This window comes from Streptomyces sp. RK62 (assembly GCF_018070255.1).
In the GTDB taxonomy this organism is placed as follows: domain Bacteria; phylum Actinomycetota; class Actinomycetes; order Streptomycetales; family Streptomycetaceae; genus Streptomyces; species Streptomyces nigra.
In genome coordinates, this window is record NZ_JAGPYD010000002.1 from 468,328 (window position 1) to 487,313 (window position 18,986).

Genomic DNA, 18,986 nt, shown 5'->3' on the forward strand with positions numbered 1-18,986 from the left:
CGGCGCGGGGTCGGGCGGTCCCGGTGAGGCGGTGACCGCGAAGGGATGGCCGGGGCGCGTCATCCTAGATCCGAGACGAACCGGCTGACCAGGGGTTTCCGGGACGTTTACCCACAAGCTCACGGCGGCGCCCGCCGCGATGTCAGTGCCGTGGTGTGGAATGGATCTCGTGCCCGCACTGGACGAACCACTGAAGAAGGTGCTCGGCCCTCCCACCGCGAAGGTGATGGCCGAGCATCTCGGCCTGCACACCGTCGGGGACCTGCTGCACCACTACCCCCGCAGATACGAGGAGCGCGGCCAGCTCACGCACCTCGCCGACCTCCCCATGGACGAGCACGTCACCGTGGTCGCCCTGGTCGCCGACGCCCGGCTGCACAGCTTCGCCTCCGCCAAGGCGCCGCGCGGCAAGGGCCAGCGCCTGGAGGTCACCATCACGGACGGCAGCGGCCGCCTCCAACTGGTCTTCTTCGGCAACGGCGTCCACAAGCCCCACAAGGAGCTCCTGCCCGGCACCCGCGCGATGTTCGCCGGCAAGGTCTCCGTCTTCAACCGCCGCCTCCAACTGGCCCACCCGGCGTACGAGCTGCTGCGCGACGACTCCGAGGAGGCCGTCGAGAGCTGGGCCGGCGCCCTCATCCCGCTCTACCCGGCCACCGCCAAACTGGAGTCCTGGAAGATCGGCAAGGCGATCCAGACGGTTCTGCCGAGCGCCCAGGAGGCCGTCGACCCGCTCCCGGAGTCCCTGCGCGAAGGCCGCGGCCTGGTCCCCCTCCCCGAGGCCCTGCTCAAGATCCACCGCCCGCACACCAAGGCCGACATCGAGGACGCCCGCGCCCGCCTCAAGTGGGACGAGGCCTTCGTCCTCCAGGTCGCGCTCGCCCGCCGCCGGCACGCCGACGCCCAACTCCCCGCCGTCGCCCGCCGCCCCGCGCCCGACGGACTCCTCACCGCCTTCGACGCCCGCCTCCCCTTCACCCTCACCGAGGGCCAGCAGCAGGTCTCCCGCGAGATCTTCGCCGACCTGGCCACCGAGCACCCGATGCACCGGCTCCTCCAGGGCGAGGTCGGCAGCGGGAAGACCATGGTGGCGCTGCGCGCCATGCTCGCCGTCGTCGACGCGGGCGGGCAGGCCGCGATGCTCGCGCCCACCGAGGTCCTGGCCCAGCAGCACCACCGGTCGATCGTCGAGATGATGGGCGAGCTGGCCGAGGGCGGCATGCTGGGCGGCGCCGAGCACGCCACCAAGGTCGTGCTGCTCACCGGGTCCATGGGAGCCGCCGCCCGCCGCCAGGCCCTGCTCGACCTGGTCACCGGCGAGGCCGGCATCGTCATCGGCACGCACGCCCTCATCGAGGACAAGGTGCAGTTCCACGACCTCGGTCTGGTCGTCGTCGACGAGCAGCACCGCTTCGGTGTGGAGCAGCGTGACGCCCTGCGCGGCAAGGGCAAGCAGCCCCCGCACCTGCTGGTCATGACGGCCACCCCCATCCCGCGCACGGTCGCGATGACCGTCTTCGGTGACCTGGAGACATCCGTCCTCGACCAGCTCCCCGCCGGCCGCTCGCCGATCGCCTCCCATGTCGTCCCGGCCGCCGACAAGCCGCACTTCCTCGCCCGCGCCTGGCAGCGCGTGCGCGAGGAGGTGGAGAACGGCCATCAGGCGTACGTCGTCTGCCCCCGCATCGGCGACGAGGAGGACGACCCGAAGAAGGGCAAGGCCAAGTCGCCCGAGGACGAGGCGGAGAAGCGCCCGCCGCTGGCCGTCCTCGACGTGGCCGAGCAGCTCGCCAAGGGCCCTCTGCAGGGCCTCTCGGTCGAGGTGCTGCACGGCAGGATGCACCCCGACGACAAGGACGCCGTGATGCGCCGCTTCGCGGCCGGGGACACGGACGTCCTGGTCGCCACGACCGTCATCGAGGTCGGCGTCAACGTCCCGAACGCCACCGCCATGGTGATCATGGACGCCGACCGCTTCGGCGTCTCCCAGCTGCACCAGCTGCGCGGTCGCGTCGGCCGAGGCTCCGCGCCCGGACTCTGCCTCCTGGTCACGGAGATGCCCGAGGCGAGCCCGGCCCGCCAGCGCCTGGGCGCCGTCGCCTCCACCCTCGACGGCTTCGAGCTGTCCCGGATCGACCTCGAGCAGCGCCGCGAGGGAGACGTCCTCGGCCAGGCCCAGTCCGGCGCCCGCACCAGCCTGCGGATGCTGGCCGTCATCGAGGACGAGGAGATCATCGCGCAGGCCCGGCAGGAGGCCGCCGCCCTGGTCGAGCGGGACCCGGAGCTCACCGGGCTGCCCGGCCTGCGGACCGCCCTGGACGCCCTCCTGGACGAGGAGCGGGAGCAGTACCTGGAGAAGGGGTGAGACCCGCCCGTCCGGGGGACGCGGCCGGATGGACCAGGCGGGTACCCGGGCCCGTGAGCGACCGGCCACACTGATACCCACAACCGCCCACACCCGAGGACAGTGAAATGACCCGCGTGATCGCCGGAGCCGCCGGCGGACGTCGTCTGGCCGTGCCGCCCGGCACCGGGACCAGGCCCACCTCCGACCGCGCGCGCGAAGGCCTCCTCTCCACCTGGCAGTCGCTCCTCGGCGGCCCGCTGGACGGGGAGCGGGTCCTGGACCTCTACGCCGGCTCCGGCGCCGTCGGCCTGGAGGCCCTCTCGCGCGGCGCGGGCCACACCCTGCTCGTCGAGGCCGACGCCCGGGCCGCCCGCGTCGTCCGGGAGAACGTGAAGAGTCTCGGCCTCCCCGGCGCCGAGGTGAGGTCGGGCAAAGCGGAACAGATCATCCGCACGGCGGCGCCCGGTGAGCCGTACGACATCGTCTTCCTCGACCCTCCGTACGCCGTCTCCGACGACGATCTTCGGGAGATTCTCCTCACACTCCGTACCGGGGGCTGGCTCGCGTCCGACGCGCTCGTCACCGTGGAGCGCAGCACCAGAGGCGGGGAATTCCGGTGGCCGGACGGTTTCGAGGGCATCCGGGCCCGCCGATACGGCGAGGGAACGTTTTGGTACGGTCGCGCCGCCTCTACGTGCGAAGACGCACGATGACCGGACCGGAGAGCGAGGGATCACAAGTGCGCCGCGCCGTATGCCCCGGGTCGTTCGACCCGATCACCAACGGACACCTGGACATCATTTCCCGCGCCTCCAGGCTGTACGACGAGGTCTATGTCGCCGTCATGATCAACAAGTCCAAGAAGGGCCTGTTCGAGGTCGACGAGCGACTGGACCTGATCCGCCAGGTCACCGCCGAGTACGGCAATGTCCGGATCGAGGCGTTCCACGGCCTCCTCGTCGACTTCTGCAAGCAGCGCGACATCCCGGCCATCGTCAAGGGCCTGCGCGCGGTCAGCGACTTCGACTACGAGCTGCAGATGGCCCAGATGAACAACGGCCTGTCGGGCGTGGAGACCCTCTTCGTCCCCACCAACCCCACCTACAGCTTCCTGTCCTCCTCCCTGGTCAAGGAAGTGGCGACCTGGGGCGGCGACGTCTCCCACCTCGTCCCGCCGGTGGTCCTGGAGGCCCTGAACAAGCGCCTGCGGCACAGCTGATGGGGCTACAGTCGTCCCGTCCGTCTCCATCACAGCTGTAGAGAGTGGCGAGCACACGGTGGACGTGCAGAAGAAGCTCGACGAGATCGTCTCGGCGGTCTCCAGTGCCCGGTCGATGCCGATGTCGGCCTCGTGCGTGGTCAACCGCGCCGAACTGCTCTCGATGCTCGAAGAGGTCCGCGAGGCCCTGCCCGGCTCCCTCGCCCAGGCCCAGGAGCTGATCGGCGACCGCGAGCAGATGGTCGAGCAGGCACGCCAGGAGGCCGAGCGGATCATCCAGGGCGCGCACGCCGAGCGCGGCTCCCTGGTCTCCGGCACCGAGATCGCCCGCCGCTCCCAGGCCGAGGCCGACCGCATCCTCGCCGAGGCCCGCCAGGAGGCCGAGGAGATCCGCGCGGAGGCCGACGACTACGTCGACTCCAAGCTCGCCAACTTCGAGGTCGTCCTCACCAAGACCCTCGGCTCCGTCGGCCGCGGCCGCGAGAAGCTCCTCGGCACCGGCCCGGGCACCGACGAGAACGGCTACGAGGACGAGGACGCCCCCGAGCGCAGCCACGACCCGGAGACCCTGCGCCGCAGCGCCGACGAATACGTCGACGTCAAGCTCGGCGCCTTCGAGGCCGTGCTCGCCAAGACGCTGGAGGCGGTCGGCCGCGGCCGGCAGAAGCTGCACGGCCGGATCGCCACCGACGACCTCGGCGCCCTCGCCGACGACATGAGCAGCGTCCAGCACTCCAGCGACGCCGACTACCTCGCCGACCTCGCCGCGCTCGCCCAGCAGGACGCCGCGGCGGCGGCCCCCTCCGAGCAGCAGGCGGCCGTACCACCGCAGCCGCAGTACGACCCCGGGGCCGCGCAGCCGGCGTACGGCTACCAGCAGCAGACCGCCGACCCGTACGGCTACCAGCAGGGTTACGGCGGCCAGCAGGACGCCTACGGCTACCAGCAGGCCGACCCCTACGCGTATCAGGGCTACGACACCGGCCAGCAGGCGTACGACCCGCAGCAGGCGGCCCAGCAGCCCCAGCAGAACCAGCAGTCGTACGCGCTCGACGAGACCAGCCTCTTCGACACCAGCATGATCACTCCGGAGCAGCTGAGGGCGTACGAACAGGGGCGCGGTCAGTAGCGCGGTCGGTGGCGCGACCACCGGATTGGGCCGTGAGCGAAAGGTCCAGTATCCTGGCTCTTCGGTCGCGCGTACGTCCGCGATCAACGCTGCCCGCAGGCACCACTGGGCGGCGGAACCCCCTGAGCTCAGCAGATCGAAAGCAGGAACGGCGTGACAGCCCGCCTCGACCACCGCAACCCCCTCGTGTTCGACACACACGAGCTGGGCCGGCGGCCCGGTGCGCTGCAGCGCCAGACCCGCACGGTCGACGCCCCCAAGGACCTCGGTATCCAGAAGGTCGTCGGAGTGCCGGAAGGCGCCCCGGTGGAGCTCGACATCCGGCTCGAATCGGTCATGGAAGGTGTGCTTGTCACAGGCACCGCCCGTGCACGGGCCGAGGGGGAGTGCGTAAGGTGTCTGGAGCCGCTTCAGCTCGACGTGGAAGCGGACTTCCAGGAGATGTTCTCGTACCCTGACGCCGACGACCGGGGCCGCGTTCACCACGCGGAACCGGGCGACGACGCCGAGGACGACGAGGACAGGCTCTTCCTCGAGGACGGCCTGTTCGACCTCGAGCCTGTGCTGCGTGATGCGGTGGTGCTCGCACTGCCGATGCAGCCGGTGTGCCAGGAAGACTGCCCGGGACTGTGCGCCGAGTGCGGCGTACGTCTCGCTGACGACCCGGACCACCACCATGACGCCGTCGACATCCGTTGGGCGGCACTGCAGGGACTCGCCGATTCACTCGAACCCGGCGATAAGGACGACAAGAGCGGCGCCGAACCGGGCGTCGACGAGAAGCAGGAGAAGTAGCCGTGGCTGTTCCGAAGCGGAAGATGTCGCGCAGCAACACGCGCCACCGCCGGTCGCAGTGGAAGGCTGCGGTCCCCACCCTGGTTGCGTGCGAGCGCTGCCACGAGCCCAAGCAGCAGCACATCGCGTGCCCGTCTTGCGGCACCTACAACAAGCGCCAGGTCCTCGAGGTCTGAGCGGCTGGTGAGAGGCACTGTGTCCACGCCCAAGAAGAACGCAGCGGACAACCAGGCCTCGTCCCACACGCTGTTGGAAGGGCGGCTCGGGTACAAGCTCGAGTCCGCCCTTCTGGTGCGTGCGCTGACCCACCGCTCCTACGCGTACGAGAACGGCGGTCTGCCCACCAACGAGCGGCTGGAGTTCCTCGGGGACTCCGTGCTCGGCCTGGTGGTCACGGACACGCTGTACCGCACCCACCCCGACCTGCCCGAGGGCCAACTGGCCAAACTGCGGGCCGCGGTGGTCAACTCGCGTGCGCTGGCGGAGGTCGGCCGCGGGCTCGACCTGGGCGCCTTCATCCGGCTCGGCCGCGGTGAAGAGGGCACAGGGGGCCGGGACAAGGCATCCATCCTCGCCGACACCCTGGAAGCGGTGATCGGCGCGGTCTATCTCGACCAGGGCCTGGACTCGGCGGCGGAGCTCGTGCACCGCCTGTTCGACCCCCTGATCGAGAAGTCCTCGAACCTCGGAGCCGGCCTGGACTGGAAGACCAGTCTCCAGGAGCTCACCGCGACCGAAGGGCTCGGCGTCCCCGAGTACCTGGTCACGGAGACCGGCCCCGACCACGAGAAGACCTTCACTGCTGCCGCCCGCGTCGGAGGCGTCTCGTACGGCACCGGCACCGGCCGCAGCAAGAAGGAGGCGGAGCAGCAGGCCGCCGAGTCCGCGTGGCGGTCCATCAAGGCCGCGGCGGACGAGCGCGCCAAGGAGGAGGCGGCGAAGGCCGCCGAGCCCGACGCCGACGCCGACGCGTCGGCCTCCGCCTGACCGAACAGCGCGATCCGAGCGCCCGTCCCGTCCCCGGGGCGGGCGCTCGGCCCGTATCCGCACGGTGTGCAGGAGAGACCATGCCCGAGTTGCCCGAGGTCGAGGTCGTCCGGCGCGGCCTGGAGCGGTGGGTCGCCCATCGCACGGTCGCCGACGCCGAGGTGCTGCACCCGCGTGCCGTGCGCCGGCACATCGCGGGCGCCGACGACTTCGCGCACCGCCTCAAGGGCCACCGCGTCGGTGTCCCCAGCCGGCGCGGCAAGTACCTGTGGCTGCCGCTCGCGGACACCGGCCAGGCGGTCCTGGCGCACCTCGGCATGAGCGGTCAGCTGCTGGTCCAGCCGCACACCGCCCCCGCGGAGAAGCATCTGCGCATCCGCGTGCGCTTCGCCGACGCCCTCGGCACCGAACTGCGCTTCGTCGACCAGCGCACCTTCGGCGGCCTGTCGTTGCACGACACCGCCGCCGACGGCCTGCCCGACGTCATCGCGCACATCGCCCGCGACCCGCTGGACCCGCTCTTCGACGACGAGGCGTTCCACCAGGCGCTGCGGCGCAAGCGGACCACCGTCAAACGGGCCCTGCTCGACCAGTCCCTGATCAGCGGGGTCGGCAACATCTACGCCGACGAGGCACTCTGGCGGGCCCGTCTGCACTACGACCGCCCGACGGCGACCCTCACCCGCCCGCGCACCCTCGAACTCCTGGGGCACGCCCGGGACGTGATGAACGCGGCCCTCGCGGTGGGCGGCACCAGCTTCGACAGCCTCTACGTCAACGTCAACGGGGAGTCCGGCTACTTCGACCGCTCGCTGGACGCGTACGGGCGCGAGGGCCTGCCCTGCAAGCGCTGCGGCACGCCGATGCGGCGCCGGCCCTGGATGAACCGGTCCAGCTACTTCTGCCCGAAGTGTCAGAGGCCGCCGCGCGTCTCGTCGTAGCTCCGGCGTGCGTCGAGCACGTCGTCCATCCGCCCCTCCAGGAACTGGATGAGGCCCAGCAGCCGCTCGGCCACGCCCCGGCCCAGCTCGGTCAGCTCGTAGTCCACACGCGGCGGATTCGTCGGCTGCGCCTCCCGGTGCACCAGGCCGTCGCGCTCCAGGGCGTGCAGCGTCTGGGACAGCATCTTCTCGCTGACGCCGTCGACCCTGCGGCGCAGCTCGTTGAACCGCAGCGAGCCGTCGTACAGAGCGCTCAGCGTGAGCCCGCCCCAGCGCCCGGTGACATGCTCCAGCGTGCCCCGCGACGGGCAGGTCTTCGCGAACACGTCGTACGGGAGGCACGGGTCTGGGGTGCGCTCCTGCTCCTGAATGCTCTCCATGCTGCCAGCGTACGCGCCTACAGCGCTGCCTCGCCGCATGCGCTTTCGTTTTGTTAGTGCCGGGTGGCGGCGGCCTGACGGGTCTGACCATCTGCTAATGGGCGCGCACGCGTGCCCGAAGCCGCAGTAGGGTCCCAGCGAGCCGGCGGGGTGGGGGCCTGGCTCTCTTGGCCGGCGGACTGGGGGAGACGAGACATGTGGGACGGCCCGTTCTACCGAGTGCGCAGGACGGGGTACGAGATCTGTTTCGTGCCGGGCGCGGGTGAGGATCTCGACGAGGTGTGCAGCGTCGACATGTTGCTGACCTTCACCGACGGGCAGCGCTGGTCGGGAAGCGTCATCACGCTCGACGAGACCCGCCGTGTGATGGACCGCTGGCGGGACACGGGGGAGTGCTTCGACGGCCGGTACTTCTACGGCTGGGACAACCTCCTGGTCCGGGACCCCGGCATCTCCGCGATGACCGAGGTCATCGACCGTCTCGTGGCGAGCGGCGACTACACGTCGGCCCTGCGGCCGATCGGGACGGCCGAGGACTGAATTAACCGACCGGCCCACTCGCCGGGCGCCCCGGTGTGATGATCGAAACCGTGATCGGTGAGGGGAGCGGACGAAACGGGCGGAGTGCGTGGGCCGGGATAGCGGTGCCGCGCTGCCGCTGTACCTGACGATGATCGCCGCCTCGGCCGGGGCCCTGGTCGACACCGCTCTGCTGGGCAACCACGCCACCGCCGCCCTGGCCGCCTTCGCCGTCACCGTGGCGGTGTTCAGCCCGGCCACCGCCACGGTGGCGGGCGCGCTGCGCGGGGTGATGCCGTTCGTCGCGCCCCGCAAGGACGACCCCGACCGGCTGCTGCCCGTGGTGCACAGCGGGATGTGGCTGGCGGTCATCGTGGGTGGCCTCGGCGCGCAGGCCGTAGCGGCCGTGCCGCTGATAGGCCGGGTGACCGGGGTCCCCCGCCCCACCCTGGACGCGTTGGGGATCTTCCCCTACCTCCTGGCAGCGAGTGTGCTGGCCATCGCCGTCACCTCGGCGGCGACCTCCGTCCTGGTCGCCCTCGGACGCTCGACGTCGGTGATGCGGGCCGGACTGCTCGGCACCGGGGCATCGGCCACGTTGTCCGTCGTCCTCGTGGGCGGCCCGGGCCCGTTGCCGAGCCTGGGCCTGACCGGGGCGGGCATCGCGATGCTCGCCTCCAGCCTGATCACCGCCGTCGCCAACCAACTGGCCCTGCACCGCTGCACCGCGCTGTCCGGCCGCTCGCTGCGTCCGGGCCGGCCGGACCTGCGGCAGGTCTGGAAGGTGGGCGCGGTGGGCATCCCGCTCGCCGGAACCGTCCTCGTCAAGTTCGCCGTCCTGGGCGTCCTGACCTTCGCCGCGGCCCGGATCGGGACGGACAGCGCGGCGGTGCACAGCGTCGGGATCTCCCTGGTCAACTTGATCTTCACCGCCGCGGTGGCGATCGGGCAGGCCACGATCCCCCTGATCTCCGAGTACGCGGAGGAGCGCGACACCGCGAGGATCCGGCGCGGCATCCGGGCGGGAACGTGGCTCGCACTGGCCGTTGTCGGGTTCATCGGCACAGCGGTGATCGTGTGCAGCGCGTGGGTCGTCCCGCTGTTCACCAGCGACCCCGAGGTACGGCCGCAGATCACCGAACTCCTGCCGTGGGTACTGGCCGTGGTCGTCACCGACGCCGCCCAGGCCGTCGTTGGGTTCGGCCTCATCGGCCTCAAGCGCACGGTGCCGAGCTTCGTGACGACCGCCATCTGCTACGGAGTTCTGGCCGCCGTCGCCGCACCGCTCGCCACAGCCGGCGGCCTCACCGCCCTCTGGGCAGCCCTGGCACTCACCAACTCCCTCCAGACGGCCGGAAAGGCGTACGCCTTCCACCGGCACAGCGCGTACCGGCCTCCGGCACCTCGATACGCTGTCGAACTGCCACGCGTCGGGAAGAGGAAGACACGGTGAAGGTTCCTGCCGCCCTGATCGGCGCCCGGGTGGAGTGCACGGCCTTCGATCACCAAGTGCGGCTGAGCCTCGGCGCCCTCGGCCCGGACGAGGGCTACCGGCTGGGTGCCGAACTGGTGCTGGAGACGCCGTTCCTGTTCCGGGACGCAGCCGGCGAGTGGTATGAACTCGACCCCGGCACAGGTGTGAGCCTCGCCCCTGTACTGGCGCTGTTCGGGCAGTCGGTCATCGCGGTCGACGTCCGTGAGCACGGTGCTCTGGTCATCGACTTCGACGACGGCGCCGGGCTGTGGATCGGCCCGGACCCGCAGTTCGAGTCCTGGCACCTGACCGGGTATGGAGTGGACTCGATCACGGTCGGCCCGGGCGGCGAGGACGACTGGGAGCGCTGACGACCGCCCGACCGAGCTGACCTGAGGGCAGCTCAGTACCCGAAGTCCTGCGTCCACCAAGGACCGCCGGGGCCCATGTGGACGCCGACTCCCAGGGTCTTGAAGTCGCAGTTCAGGATGTTGGCCTTGTGGCCGGGGCTGTTCATCCAGGCTTCCATGACCGATGCCGCGTCCGCCTGGCCGCGGGCTATGTTCTCGCCGCCGAGGTCGGTGACGCCGGCCTTCGCCGCGCGGTCCCAGGGGGAGGCGCCGCTCGGGTCGGTGTGGTCGAAGAAGCCGCGCTGGGCCATGTCCTCGCTGAAGTCCTGGGCCAGGTCGGCCAGGGCGCTGTTGGCGGCCAGCGGGGTGCAGCCGACCTGCGCGCGCTCCTCGTTGACGAGGCGGAGGACCTCGGCCGCGGCGGCGGCCTCCGCGGAGACCGTCACGGGGGCGCTGGTGCGCTCCTCGGCCTTCGGGGGCTTCGCCGGCTTCTGCGGGGTCTTCGTGGCCGTACGCGACGGCGTGTCCTTCGGCTTCTCGCTGGGCGTGGCCGAGGGCTTCTTCGACGGCGTCTTCGTCGGCGCGGACGACGCCTTGGACGGAGCGGGCGAGGAGGGCCGCTCGACGTCGCGGCTCGTCGTGCCGCCGCCGCTCTCCTGGGTCTCGGCGCTGCCCGACGTACCGCCCAGCTCGTTCGGCGCGTTGGTCGGGGTGCCCGCGGACTGCACCCGGTCGGTGCCGCTGCCGCCGCCCAGCCGGTAGTTGTCGATGCCGGGCACCACACCGGTGGCGACCGCGACCGTGCCCAGGGCCACCGCGGCCGAGACACCGAGCAGACCGGTCTTCACCGGTGCCGGGCCCTTCTTCTTGCGGCGGCGGTGAGAGCCACCCGGCAGCCGGGTGCCGCTGTCGGGCGTGAAGCCCTCGCTGCCGAAGGCGGTGGTGAGGTCGTCGCCCGGGAACGTGGTGGTCGCGGTGATCCGGTCGTAGCCCTCGTCCGTGGCGAAGAGGTAGGCGTCACTCTGCGCGTAGGCCTCGGCGTACGCCTCCGGGTTCAGGTAGGGAGCGATGCCCATGGTGGGCCGGTCGCCCTGCGGGTTCAGCGGGTCGTCGCCGTACGTGTACGAGCCGTCCGTGTGTGTGCCCCCCGCGGCGCGGCCCGTGGCGGCGCGGCCGGCGGCGGAGCGTCGGTGGCGTCCCATGTCCTGGCCTTCCTGGTCCCTGCGGTCTTCATGCCCTCACGGAACTCACACGATCAGGTGAGTTTCAAATGAGATTCATTGAGTGGGGACGGTATCGCATGGCGCAAGGGGAGGAAGTGCCCCGAGGGACATTGGCCCGTTAGGTTGCAGTCATGAGTGAGGATGTGCGGTTGGTCGCCTGGGTGCGCGGACGGGTCCAGGGCGTGGGTTTCCGCTGGTTCACGCGGGCCAAGGCGCTCGAGATCGGCGGCCTGAGTGGTTTTGCTCTCAATTTGGAGGATGGTCGGGTCCAGGTGGTCGCCGAGGGTCCCCGGAAGAACTGCGAAGGGCTGCTCGACTGGCTCCAGGGAGCCGACACGCCCGGGCGGGTGGACGGCGTCACCGAGATCTGGGACACACCCCGCGGCGGCTACGACGGCTTCGCCATCCGGTGACTCAGGGGCCCGCGCCGGCCCCGCCGAAGCGGAGGGACATGCCACCGGCACCTGCCCGAAGCAGAAATGAGCAGGTGGTTGCCAAGAAGCGCGCGTAGTGGCAAGCTCCGCTCTCACGGTGATCGTCACGCCCCCAGGGCCCCGCAGGAGTCGCCGCGTGCCGCCGTCAGGCCGTGTGCCCCCGGGTTCGCCCGCCAATACGGGGCGTGATCGTGTTGACCGTCAAACTTTTTGGTGAGACGCTGAAAGTCCCCGCGCACCTCAGCTGTTTGGCGTGGCTGAACGGCAGTACAACTCAAGGCCCGTCAGGCTTCGTCAAGCATCCACGGGTGCGAATCCCTCACGACCCACACCGCATCGGTCGGTCACTCAGTGTGGAGGACCATCCATCATGGCAAAGGCGCTTCTCGGTTACGTCGGCGGCTCCGACCCGCGACTCCTCGCCGAGATGCGACGGCTCCAGCAGCGTGTCCAGGACCTGGAATCCGAGCTCGTACGGATCCAGGCCGAGAACGAGGCGCTGACGGCTGCCGCTTCTCACGACAGGATCATGGAGAGCATCGACGCACACCAGGCGGAGCCTGCGCTCACCTGATCACTGCATCGCTCCACGAAAGCACGGCAGTGGTCGGGCGGCCCGTATCCAACCGCTCGGCAGTTGTCGGACGACTGGGCATCCAGTTGTCAGAAATTGCAAGGGACGCTTCGGCGTCCCTTCTTTCTTTCCCCCGCCTTATTGCCCCGCGCATCCTTTCACCTTCTTCAACGTCTGGTGTGCCCCCGGCGTTCACCGGCGAAACCGTACGTTCATGGAGCGAGACATCGCCGGACGGTAGAGTCCGGCGGCGTGCACCTCAAGGCCCTGACCCTCCGAGGGTTCAAGTCGTTCGCCTCGGCGACCACGCTCCGGTTCGAGCCGGGGATCACGTGTGTCGTCGGACCGAACGGCTCGGGCAAGTCCAACGTCGTGGACGCGCTCAGCTGGGTCATGGGCGAGCAGGGCGCCAAGTCGCTGCGCGGCGGCAAGATGGAGGACGTCATCTTCGCCGGCACCACCGGCCGCCCCCCGCTGGGCCGCGCCGAGGTGTCCCTGACCATCGACAACTCCGACGGGGCGCTGCCCATCGAGTACGCCGAGGTCACCATCACGCGGATCATGTTCCGCAACGGCGGCAGCGAGTACCAGATCAACGGCGACACGTGCCGCCTCCTCGACATCCAGGAACTGCTCTCCGACTCCGGTATCGGCCGCGAGATGCACGTCATCGTCGGCCAGGGCCAGCTCGACTCCGTGCTGCATGCCGACCCGATGGGCCGCCGCGCCTTCATCGAGGAGGCGGCCGGCGTCCTCAAGCACCGCAAGCGCAAGGAGAAGGCGCTCCGCAAGCTGGACGCGATGCAGGCCAACCTCGCGCGCGTGCAGGACCTCACCGAGGAGCTCCGCCGCCAGCTCAAGCCCCTCGGCCGCCAGGCCGCCGTCGCCCGCCGCGCCGCCGTCATCCAGGCCGACCTGCGCGACGCCCGGCTGCGCCTGCTCGCCGACGACCTCGTACGGCTGCGGGAGGCGCTGAACGCCGAGGTCGCCGACGAGGCCGCGCTCAAGGCCCGCAAGGAGGCCGCCGAGCAGGAGCTGAGGAAGGCGCTCCAGCGCGAGGCCCTCCTGGAGGACGAGGTGCGCCGGCTCGCCCCGCGCCTCCAGCGGGCCCAGCAGACCTGGTACGAGCTGTCCCAGCTCGCCGAGCGCGTACGCGGCACGATCTCGCTGGCCGACGCCCGGGTGAAGAGCGCGACCTCCGCGCCGCCCGAGGAGCGCCGGGGCCGCGACCCCGAGGACATGGAACGCGAGGCCGCCCGGATCCGCGAGCAGGAGGCGGAGCTGGAGGCGGCCCTCGAGGCGGCCGAACGCGCCCTGGACGACACGGTCGGGCACCGCGCCGAACTGGAGCGCGAGCTCGCCGTCGAGGAGCGCCGCCTGAAGGACGTCGCCCGCGCCATCGCCGACCGCCGTGAAGGTCTCGCCCGGCTGAACGGCCAGGTCAACGCGGCCCGCTCACGCGCCGCCTCCGCGCAGGCCGAGATCGACCGGCTCGCCGCAGCCCGCGACGAGGCGCAGGAGCGGGCCGTCGCCGCCCAGGAGGAGTACGAGGCCCTGAAGGCCGAGGTCGACGGCCTGGACGCCGGTGACGCCGAGCTCGGCGAGCGGCACGAGACGGCCAAGCGGCAGCTCGCCGAGGCGGAGGCCGCGCTGACCGCCGCCCGCGAGGCCGCCACCGCCGCCGAACGCCGGCGCGCCGCGACCCAGGCCCGCCACGAGGCCCTGGCCATGGGCCTGCGCCGCAAGGACGGCACCGGTGCCCTGCTGGGAGCCCGGGACCGCCTGACCGGTCTGCTCGGACCGGCGGCGGAGCTGCTGACCGTGGCGCCGGGACACGAGGTGGCGCTCGCCGCCGCGTTCGGGTCCGCGGCGGACGCGGTCGCGGTGACGTCCCCGGCCGCCGCCGCCGAGGCCATCCGACTGCTGCGCAAGCAGGACGGCGGCCGCGCCTCGCTCCTGCCCGCCGGCGCCCCCGCCCCCGCCCCCGCCACCGAGCCGGCCCCGGCTCCCGCGGGGCGGTACGCCGCCGACCTGGTCTCCGGTCCCGACGAGCTCATGCCCGCCGTACGACGCCTGCTGCGCGGGATCGTCGTCGTCGGCACCCTGGAGGACGCCGAGGACCTGGTCTACGCCCACCCCGAGCTGACCGCGGTCACCGCCGAGGGCGATCTCCTCGGCGCCCACTTCGCGCACGGCGGCTCCGCCGGCGCGCCCAGCCTGCTGGAGGTGCAGGCCTCCGTCGACGAGGCCGCCGCCGAGCTGGACGAGCTGGCCGTACGGTGCGAGGAGCTGACCGAGGCGCAGCACGCGGCCGCCGAACGGCGCCGGGAGTGCGCCGCGCTCGTCGAGGAGCTGGGGGAGCGGCGCCGGGCCGCCGACCGGGAGAAGTCGGCCGTCGCCCAGCGGCTGGGCCGGCTCGCCGGGCAGGCGCGCGGTGCCGCCGGGGAGGCCGAGCGGTCCGTGGCCGCCGCCGCCCGCGCCCAGGAGGCCCTCGACAAGGCGCTTCAAGAGGTCGAGGAGCTGGCGGAACGGCTCGCCGTCGCCGAGGAGATGCCGGTCGAGGAGGAACCGGACACCTCCGTGCGCGACCGGCTCGCCGCCGACGGCGCCAACGCGCGGCAGACCGAGATGGAGGCCCGCCTCCAGGTCCGTACGCACGAGGAACGGGTCAAGGGACTCGCCGGGCGGGCCGACTCGCTGGACCGGGCCGCCCGCGCCGAACGCGAGGCACGCGCGCGTGCCGAACAGCGGCGGGCGCGGCTGCGGCACGAGGCGACCGTGGCCGAGGCCGTCGCGTCCGGCGCCCGGCAGCTCCTCGCCCATGTCGAGGTCTCGCTGGGCCGCGCCGAGCAGGAGCGCGCCGCCGCCGAGGCCGCCAAGGCCCGCCGCGAGCAGGAACTGGCGGCCGCCCGCACCGAGGGCCGCGATCTGAAGGCGGAGCTGGACAAGCTCACCGACTCCGTGCACCGCGGCGAGGTCCTGGGCGCCGAGAAGCGGCTGCGGATCGAGCAGCTGGAGACCAAGGCGCTGGAGGAGCTGGGCGTCGAGCCGGCGGGGCTGGTCTCCGAGTACGGCCCCGACCAGCTCGTACCGCCGTCGCTGCCCGCCGAGGGGGAGCAGCTCCCGGAGGACCCCGACCATCCGCGCAACCGGCCCAAGCCGTTCGTGCGCGCCGAGCAGGAGAAGCGGCTCAAGTCCGCCGAGCGGGCCTACCAGCAGCTCGGCAAGGTGAACCCGCTCGCGCTGGAGGAGTTCGCGGCGCTGGAGGAGCGGCACCAGTTCCTCAGCGAGCAGCTGGAGGATCTGCGCAAGACGCGCGCCGATCTGCTCCAGGTGGTCAAGGAGGTCGACGAGCGCGTCGAGCAGGTCTTCACCGAGGCCTACCGGGACACCGCACGCGAGTTCGAGGGCGTCTTCAGCCGGCTCTTCCCGGGCGGTGAGGGACGCCTGGTCCTGACCGACCCCGACAACATGCTCACCACCGGTGTGGACGTCGAGGCCCGCCCGCCCGGCAAGAAGGTCAAGCGTCTGTCCCTGCTCTCCGGCGGTGAGCGCTCGCTGACGGCGGTCGCCCTGCTGGTGTCGATCTTCAAGGCCCGGCCGAGCCCGTTCTACGTCATGGACGAGGTCGAGGCCGCCCTCGACGACACCAACCTCCAGCGGCTCATCCGGATCATGCAGGAGCTGCAGGAGGCCTCCCAGCTCATCGTGATCACGCACCAGAAGCGCACGATGGAGGTCGCCGACGCCCTGTACGGCGTCTCCATGCAGGGCGACGGTGTGTCGAAGGTCATCAGCCAGCGGCTGCGCTGAGCGCCGCGAAGGCCCAGGTGAGGCCCTTCACTGCCTCCCGTCACCTTCAACTCTTCAATAAATGAACACATCACGACCTTGAGTGGTCTTGGAAGTCACACTCCTCTCCCTATTGACTTCGAAACTTGAAGGCATAGGGTCACCAGCGTTGCTTTTTCCTTCAGGTATCACGGCCTGAAGGGGCTGATCCCCCCATCCGGCGACGTTGCCGGGGGCCCGAGGAGTTACACGTGACCAGCACAGCGCAGGCGCAGCCAGCAGGAGCCAGGACGGCTCACCCCGAGCATCTCGGGCACGTCGTCTTCATCACGGCGGCGGCCGCCATGGGCGGCTTCCTCTTCGGCTACGACAGCTCCGTCATCAACGGCGCCAACGGCGGTATCCAGGCCCGCTTCGACCTCAGCTCCGGTGTCACCGGAACCGTCGCCGCCAGTGCCCTGCTCGGCAGCGCCCTGGGTGCCGCGATCGCCGGCCGCATAGCCGACCGCATCGGCCGTATCCGCGTCATGCAGATCGCGGCGGTGCTGTTCGCCGTGAGCGCCGTCGGGTCCGCGCTGCCCTTCGCCGCCTGGGACCTCGCCGCCTGGCGCGTCCTCGGCGGCATCGCCATCGGCATGGCCTCCGTCATCGGCCCGGCCTACATCGCCGAGGTCGCCCCGCCCGCCTACCGTGGCCGGCTCGCCTCGTTCCAGCAGGCCGCCATCGTCATCGGCATCGCGGTCTCCCAGCTCGTCAACTGGGCCATCCTCAACCTCGCCGACGGCGCCGAGCGCGGGCAGGTCGCGGGCCTGGAGGCCTGGCAGTGGATGCTCGGCGTGATGCTGGTGCCCGCCCTCGTCTACGGGCTGCTGTCCTTCGCCATTCCCGAGTCCCCGCGCTACCTGATCAGCGTCGGCCGCACCGCCGACGCCAAGAAGGTCCTCGCCGACGTCGAGGGCGACATCGACCTGGACGCCCGCGTCGCCGAGATCGACGACGCCATGCGCAGCGACCACAAGTCCACGTTCCGGGACCTGCTGGGCGGCCGCTTCGGTCTGCTGCCGATCGTGTGGATCGGTATCGGCCTGTCCGTCTTCCAGCAGTTGGTCGGCATCAACGTCATCTTCTACTACTCGAACCTGCTGTGGCAGTCCGTCGGCGTCGACCCGTCGAGCTCGTTCTTCTACTCGTTCGAGACCTCGATCATCAACATCCTCGGCACCGTGATCGCGATGATCTTCGTCGACCGCATCGGCCGCAAGCCGCTCGCCCTCATCGGCTCCATCGGCATGGGAATCTCCCTCGCGGCGGCCGCCTGGGCCTTCTCCTTCCAGCACGGCAACGACCCGCTGCCCACCGCGCAGGGCTATGTGGCGCTGATCGCCGCCAACGCCTTCGTGCTGTTCTTCGCCCTGTCCTGGGGCGTGGTCGTCTGGGTCATGCTCGGCGAGGTCTTCCCGAACAAGATCCGCGCCGCCGCCCTGGGCGTGGCCGCCTCGGCCCAGTGGATCGCCAACTGGCTGATCACGATCACCTTCCCGGACCTGGCGGAGTGGAACCTGTCGCTCACCTACGTCATGTACGCGGTGTTCGCCTTCCTCTCCATCCCCTTCATCCTCAAGTTCGTGCCCGAGACCAAGGGCAAGAAGCTGGAGGAGATGGGCTGACCGCCCCCGACCCGGGGAGAAGGGCCAAGTCCCCGCTGCCCCTCTCCCCGTAACCCGTCGCCGCCCCGGCTCGGCCACCGCCCGAGCCGGGGCGGCGCCGTGTCGTCCGCCGGTCAGGCGCCGAGGGCGGGCAGCACCCGCTCGCAGTACAGCGTGAGGCTGCGCCACCCTTCCTCCGGCGGCATCCCGCCGGCCAGCGGATGCAGTACGTGGTGGTCGTGGCCCAGCGCCACGCACTCCTCGGGCGTGACGATCCGGTACACGCCCTCGGCCCGCAGCTCCGCCACCGTCGTGGCCGCCGAGCGCACCGCCGAGCGGATGTCCCCGGACTGCCAGGAGGCGTAGGTGCGGGCCTCGTGCAGAAAGTGCCGGCCGTACGCGGCCCAGGCCCGGTCCGGGTCCTCGGCGATATGCAGCAGCGGGGTCTCGGCCGCCGGCATCATCACCCAGCCCTCGGTGCCGTACTCGGCCAGCCGCTCCGTGTAGTACGCCGCCAGCTCCGGCAGATGCGCGCTCGGGAAGAACGGCAGCCCGAGCCGGGCGGCCCGGCGGGCGGCGGCCTTCGAGGAACCGCCGACCAGGAGCAGCGGGTGCGGCTCGCTGGCCGGGCGCGGGGTGACCCGTACCGTACGGCCCCGGTACCCGAACGGCTCACCGGTCCACGCCTTCAGCAGCGTCTCCAGCAGCTCGTCCTGGAGCCGGCCGCGCCGCTTCCACTCCACGTCGAACATCGCGTACTCCTCGGGGCGGTACCCGATCCCGGCCACCGTCACCAGCCGGCCCCCGCCGATCAGGTCCAGGACCGCGATCTCCTCGGCGAGCCGCAGCGGGTCGTGCAGCGGGCCGATGATCGCGGAGACGGTGACGGCGAGGGTGCGGGTCGCGCCGAAGACCGCCGCCGCGAAGGCGAACGGGGAGGGCAGCCAGTTGTTCGCCGCCCCGTGGTGCTCCTCCGTCTGCACGGTGGTCACGCCGTGCCGGTCGGCGTAGGCGGCCATCTCCAGGGCGGCCCGGTAGCGGGCGGAGAGCGAGGCGGGGGTCGCGTCGGGCTCGACCAGGTTGAAGCGCACGACCGAGACGGGCATGGGGGTCCCCCTTCGCCGGGCGGGTGGCACGGCGGACCTTAGCTGACGGTGTGTCAGACATCCATAGCGG

Annotated in this window: 18 protein-coding genes; 15 read left to right on the forward strand and 3 right to left on the reverse strand. The window is 71.3% G+C overall.

The window, feature by feature from the left end:
- The first annotated feature begins 160 nt into the window (after nt 1-160).
- From recG to mutM, 8 genes are all read left to right on the forward strand, one after another.
- The gene (gene recG / locus KBY32_RS05875) at nt 161-2,365 is read left to right on the forward strand and encodes an ATP-dependent DNA helicase RecG (RefSeq protein WP_210979101.1); all 2,205 of its coding nucleotides are present in this window, start codon (nt 161-163) and stop codon (nt 2,363-2,365) included.
- 107 nt (nt 2,366-2,472) lie between these two features.
- Nucleotides 2,473-3,060, forward strand: coding sequence for a 16S rRNA (guanine(966)-N(2))-methyltransferase RsmD (rsmD, locus tag KBY32_RS05880; protein WP_210979102.1), 588 nt, complete (start codon nt 2,473-2,475; stop codon nt 3,058-3,060).
- Between the two features lie 26 nt (nt 3,061-3,086).
- Nucleotides 3,087-3,566: a pantetheine-phosphate adenylyltransferase gene (gene coaD / locus KBY32_RS05885; protein WP_055623313.1), complete on the forward strand. Its 480-nt coding sequence runs from the start codon at nt 3,087-3,089 to the stop codon at nt 3,564-3,566.
- Nucleotides 3,567-3,624: 58 nt separating this feature from the next.
- On the forward strand, nt 3,625-4,695 hold the full coding sequence (locus KBY32_RS05890; protein ID WP_210979103.1) for an ATP synthase F0 subunit B: 1,071 nt from the start codon (nt 3,625-3,627) through the stop codon (nt 4,693-4,695).
- Between the two features lie 153 nt (nt 4,696-4,848).
- Nucleotides 4,849-5,490: a DUF177 domain-containing protein gene (locus KBY32_RS05895; protein ID WP_055623311.1), complete on the forward strand. Its 642-nt coding sequence runs from the start codon at nt 4,849-4,851 to the stop codon at nt 5,488-5,490.
- A gap of 2 nt (nt 5,491-5,492) precedes the next feature.
- Complete coding sequence (rpmF, locus tag KBY32_RS05900; RefSeq protein ID WP_003951102.1) at nt 5,493-5,666, forward strand: 50S ribosomal protein L32; 174 nt, start codon at nt 5,493-5,495, stop codon at nt 5,664-5,666.
- 19 nt (nt 5,667-5,685) lie between these two features.
- Nucleotides 5,686-6,477, forward strand: coding sequence for a ribonuclease III (gene rnc / locus KBY32_RS05905; RefSeq protein ID WP_055623310.1), 792 nt, complete (start codon nt 5,686-5,688; stop codon nt 6,475-6,477).
- Between the two features lie 80 nt (nt 6,478-6,557).
- Nucleotides 6,558-7,418 (forward strand): bifunctional DNA-formamidopyrimidine glycosylase/DNA-(apurinic or apyrimidinic site) lyase, encoded by an 861-nt coding sequence (mutM, locus tag KBY32_RS05910; protein ID WP_210979104.1) that lies wholly within the window; start codon nt 6,558-6,560, stop codon nt 7,416-7,418.
- On the opposite strand, the gene KBY32_RS05915 is transcribed toward mutM, so the two are convergent.
- Nucleotides 7,391-7,798, reverse strand: a complete 408-nt coding sequence (locus KBY32_RS05915) for a helix-turn-helix domain-containing protein (protein WP_210979105.1) — start codon at nt 7,796-7,798, stop codon at nt 7,391-7,393. The two genes, mutM and KBY32_RS05915, sit on opposite strands and share 28 nt — an antisense overlap.
- A gap of 195 nt (nt 7,799-7,993) precedes the next feature.
- Here KBY32_RS05915 and KBY32_RS05920 point away from each other — a divergent pair, with 195 nt between their 5' ends.
- The 3 genes from KBY32_RS05920 (at nt 7,994) to KBY32_RS05930 (ending at nt 10,162) form a co-directional block, all read left to right on the forward strand.
- Nucleotides 7,994-8,338 (forward strand): hypothetical protein, encoded by a 345-nt coding sequence (locus KBY32_RS05920; protein WP_210979106.1) that lies wholly within the window; start codon nt 7,994-7,996, stop codon nt 8,336-8,338.
- Between the two features lie 88 nt (nt 8,339-8,426).
- Nucleotides 8,427-9,770: an MATE family efflux transporter gene (locus KBY32_RS05925; RefSeq protein ID WP_308293657.1), complete on the forward strand. Its 1,344-nt coding sequence runs from the start codon at nt 8,427-8,429 to the stop codon at nt 9,768-9,770.
- The gene (locus tag KBY32_RS05930) at nt 9,767-10,162 is read left to right on the forward strand and encodes a DUF6188 family protein (protein ID WP_210979107.1); all 396 of its coding nucleotides are present in this window, start codon (nt 9,767-9,769) and stop codon (nt 10,160-10,162) included. The genes KBY32_RS05925 and KBY32_RS05930 overlap by 4 nt, the downstream gene beginning before the upstream one ends.
- Nucleotides 10,163-10,194: 32 nt before the next feature.
- Here the strand turns inward: KBY32_RS05930 and KBY32_RS05935 are convergent, their stop codons facing one another.
- Nucleotides 10,195-11,343, reverse strand: coding sequence for a CAP domain-containing protein (locus KBY32_RS05935; RefSeq protein WP_210979108.1), 1,149 nt, complete (start codon nt 11,341-11,343; stop codon nt 10,195-10,197).
- A 152-nt stretch (nt 11,344-11,495) separates the two neighbouring features.
- Here KBY32_RS05935 and KBY32_RS05940 point away from each other — a divergent pair, with 152 nt between their 5' ends.
- From KBY32_RS05940 to KBY32_RS05955, 4 genes are all read left to right on the forward strand, one after another.
- Nucleotides 11,496-11,777: an acylphosphatase gene (locus KBY32_RS05940; RefSeq protein WP_055623303.1), complete on the forward strand. Its 282-nt coding sequence runs from the start codon at nt 11,496-11,498 to the stop codon at nt 11,775-11,777.
- Nucleotides 11,778-12,168: 391 nt separating this feature from the next.
- Nucleotides 12,169-12,372, forward strand: a complete 204-nt coding sequence (locus KBY32_RS05945) for a hypothetical protein (RefSeq protein ID WP_055623302.1) — start codon at nt 12,169-12,171, stop codon at nt 12,370-12,372.
- 252 nt (nt 12,373-12,624) lie between these two features.
- Nucleotides 12,625-16,185, forward strand: a complete 3,561-nt coding sequence (gene smc, locus KBY32_RS05950) for a chromosome segregation protein SMC (protein WP_210979109.1) — start codon at nt 12,625-12,627, stop codon at nt 16,183-16,185.
- 230 nt (nt 16,186-16,415) lie between these two features.
- Nucleotides 16,416-17,831, forward strand: coding sequence for a sugar porter family MFS transporter (locus tag KBY32_RS05955; protein WP_055623300.1), 1,416 nt, complete (start codon nt 16,416-16,418; stop codon nt 17,829-17,831).
- Nucleotides 17,832-17,944: 113 nt separating this feature from the next.
- Here KBY32_RS05955 and KBY32_RS05960 read toward each other — a convergent pair whose 3' ends face one another.
- The gene (locus tag KBY32_RS05960) at nt 17,945-18,916 is read right to left on the reverse strand and encodes an LLM class flavin-dependent oxidoreductase (protein WP_055623299.1); all 972 of its coding nucleotides are present in this window, start codon (nt 18,914-18,916) and stop codon (nt 17,945-17,947) included.
- Between the last annotated feature and the right edge of the window lie 70 nt (nt 18,917-18,986).

Excerpts from the sequence above, each read along its gene's own strand:
- recG (WP_210979101.1), top strand. The coding sequence starts at position 161 with ATGGATCTCGTGCCCGCACTGGACGAACCACTGAAGAAGGTGCTCGGC.
- rsmD (WP_210979102.1), top strand. The coding sequence starts at position 2,473 with ATGACCCGCGTGATCGCCGGAGCCGCCGGCGGACGTCGTCTGGCCGTG.
- mutM (WP_210979104.1), top strand. The coding sequence starts at position 6,558 with ATGCCCGAGTTGCCCGAGGTCGAGGTCGTCCGGCGCGGCCTGGAGCGG.
- KBY32_RS05915 (WP_210979105.1), bottom strand. The coding sequence starts at position 7,798 with ATGGAGAGCATTCAGGAGCAGGAGCGCACCCCAGACCCGTGCCTCCCG.
- KBY32_RS05920 (WP_210979106.1), top strand. The coding sequence starts at position 7,994 with ATGTGGGACGGCCCGTTCTACCGAGTGCGCAGGACGGGGTACGAGATC.
- KBY32_RS05935 (WP_210979108.1), bottom strand. The coding sequence starts at position 11,343 with ATGGGACGCCACCGACGCTCCGCCGCCGGCCGCGCCGCCACGGGCCGC.
- KBY32_RS05940 (WP_055623303.1), top strand. The coding sequence starts at position 11,496 with ATGAGTGAGGATGTGCGGTTGGTCGCCTGGGTGCGCGGACGGGTCCAG.
- KBY32_RS05945 (WP_055623302.1), top strand. The coding sequence starts at position 12,169 with ATGGCAAAGGCGCTTCTCGGTTACGTCGGCGGCTCCGACCCGCGACTC.
- KBY32_RS05960 (WP_055623299.1), bottom strand. The coding sequence starts at position 18,916 with ATGCCCGTCTCGGTCGTGCGCTTCAACCTGGTCGAGCCCGACGCGACC.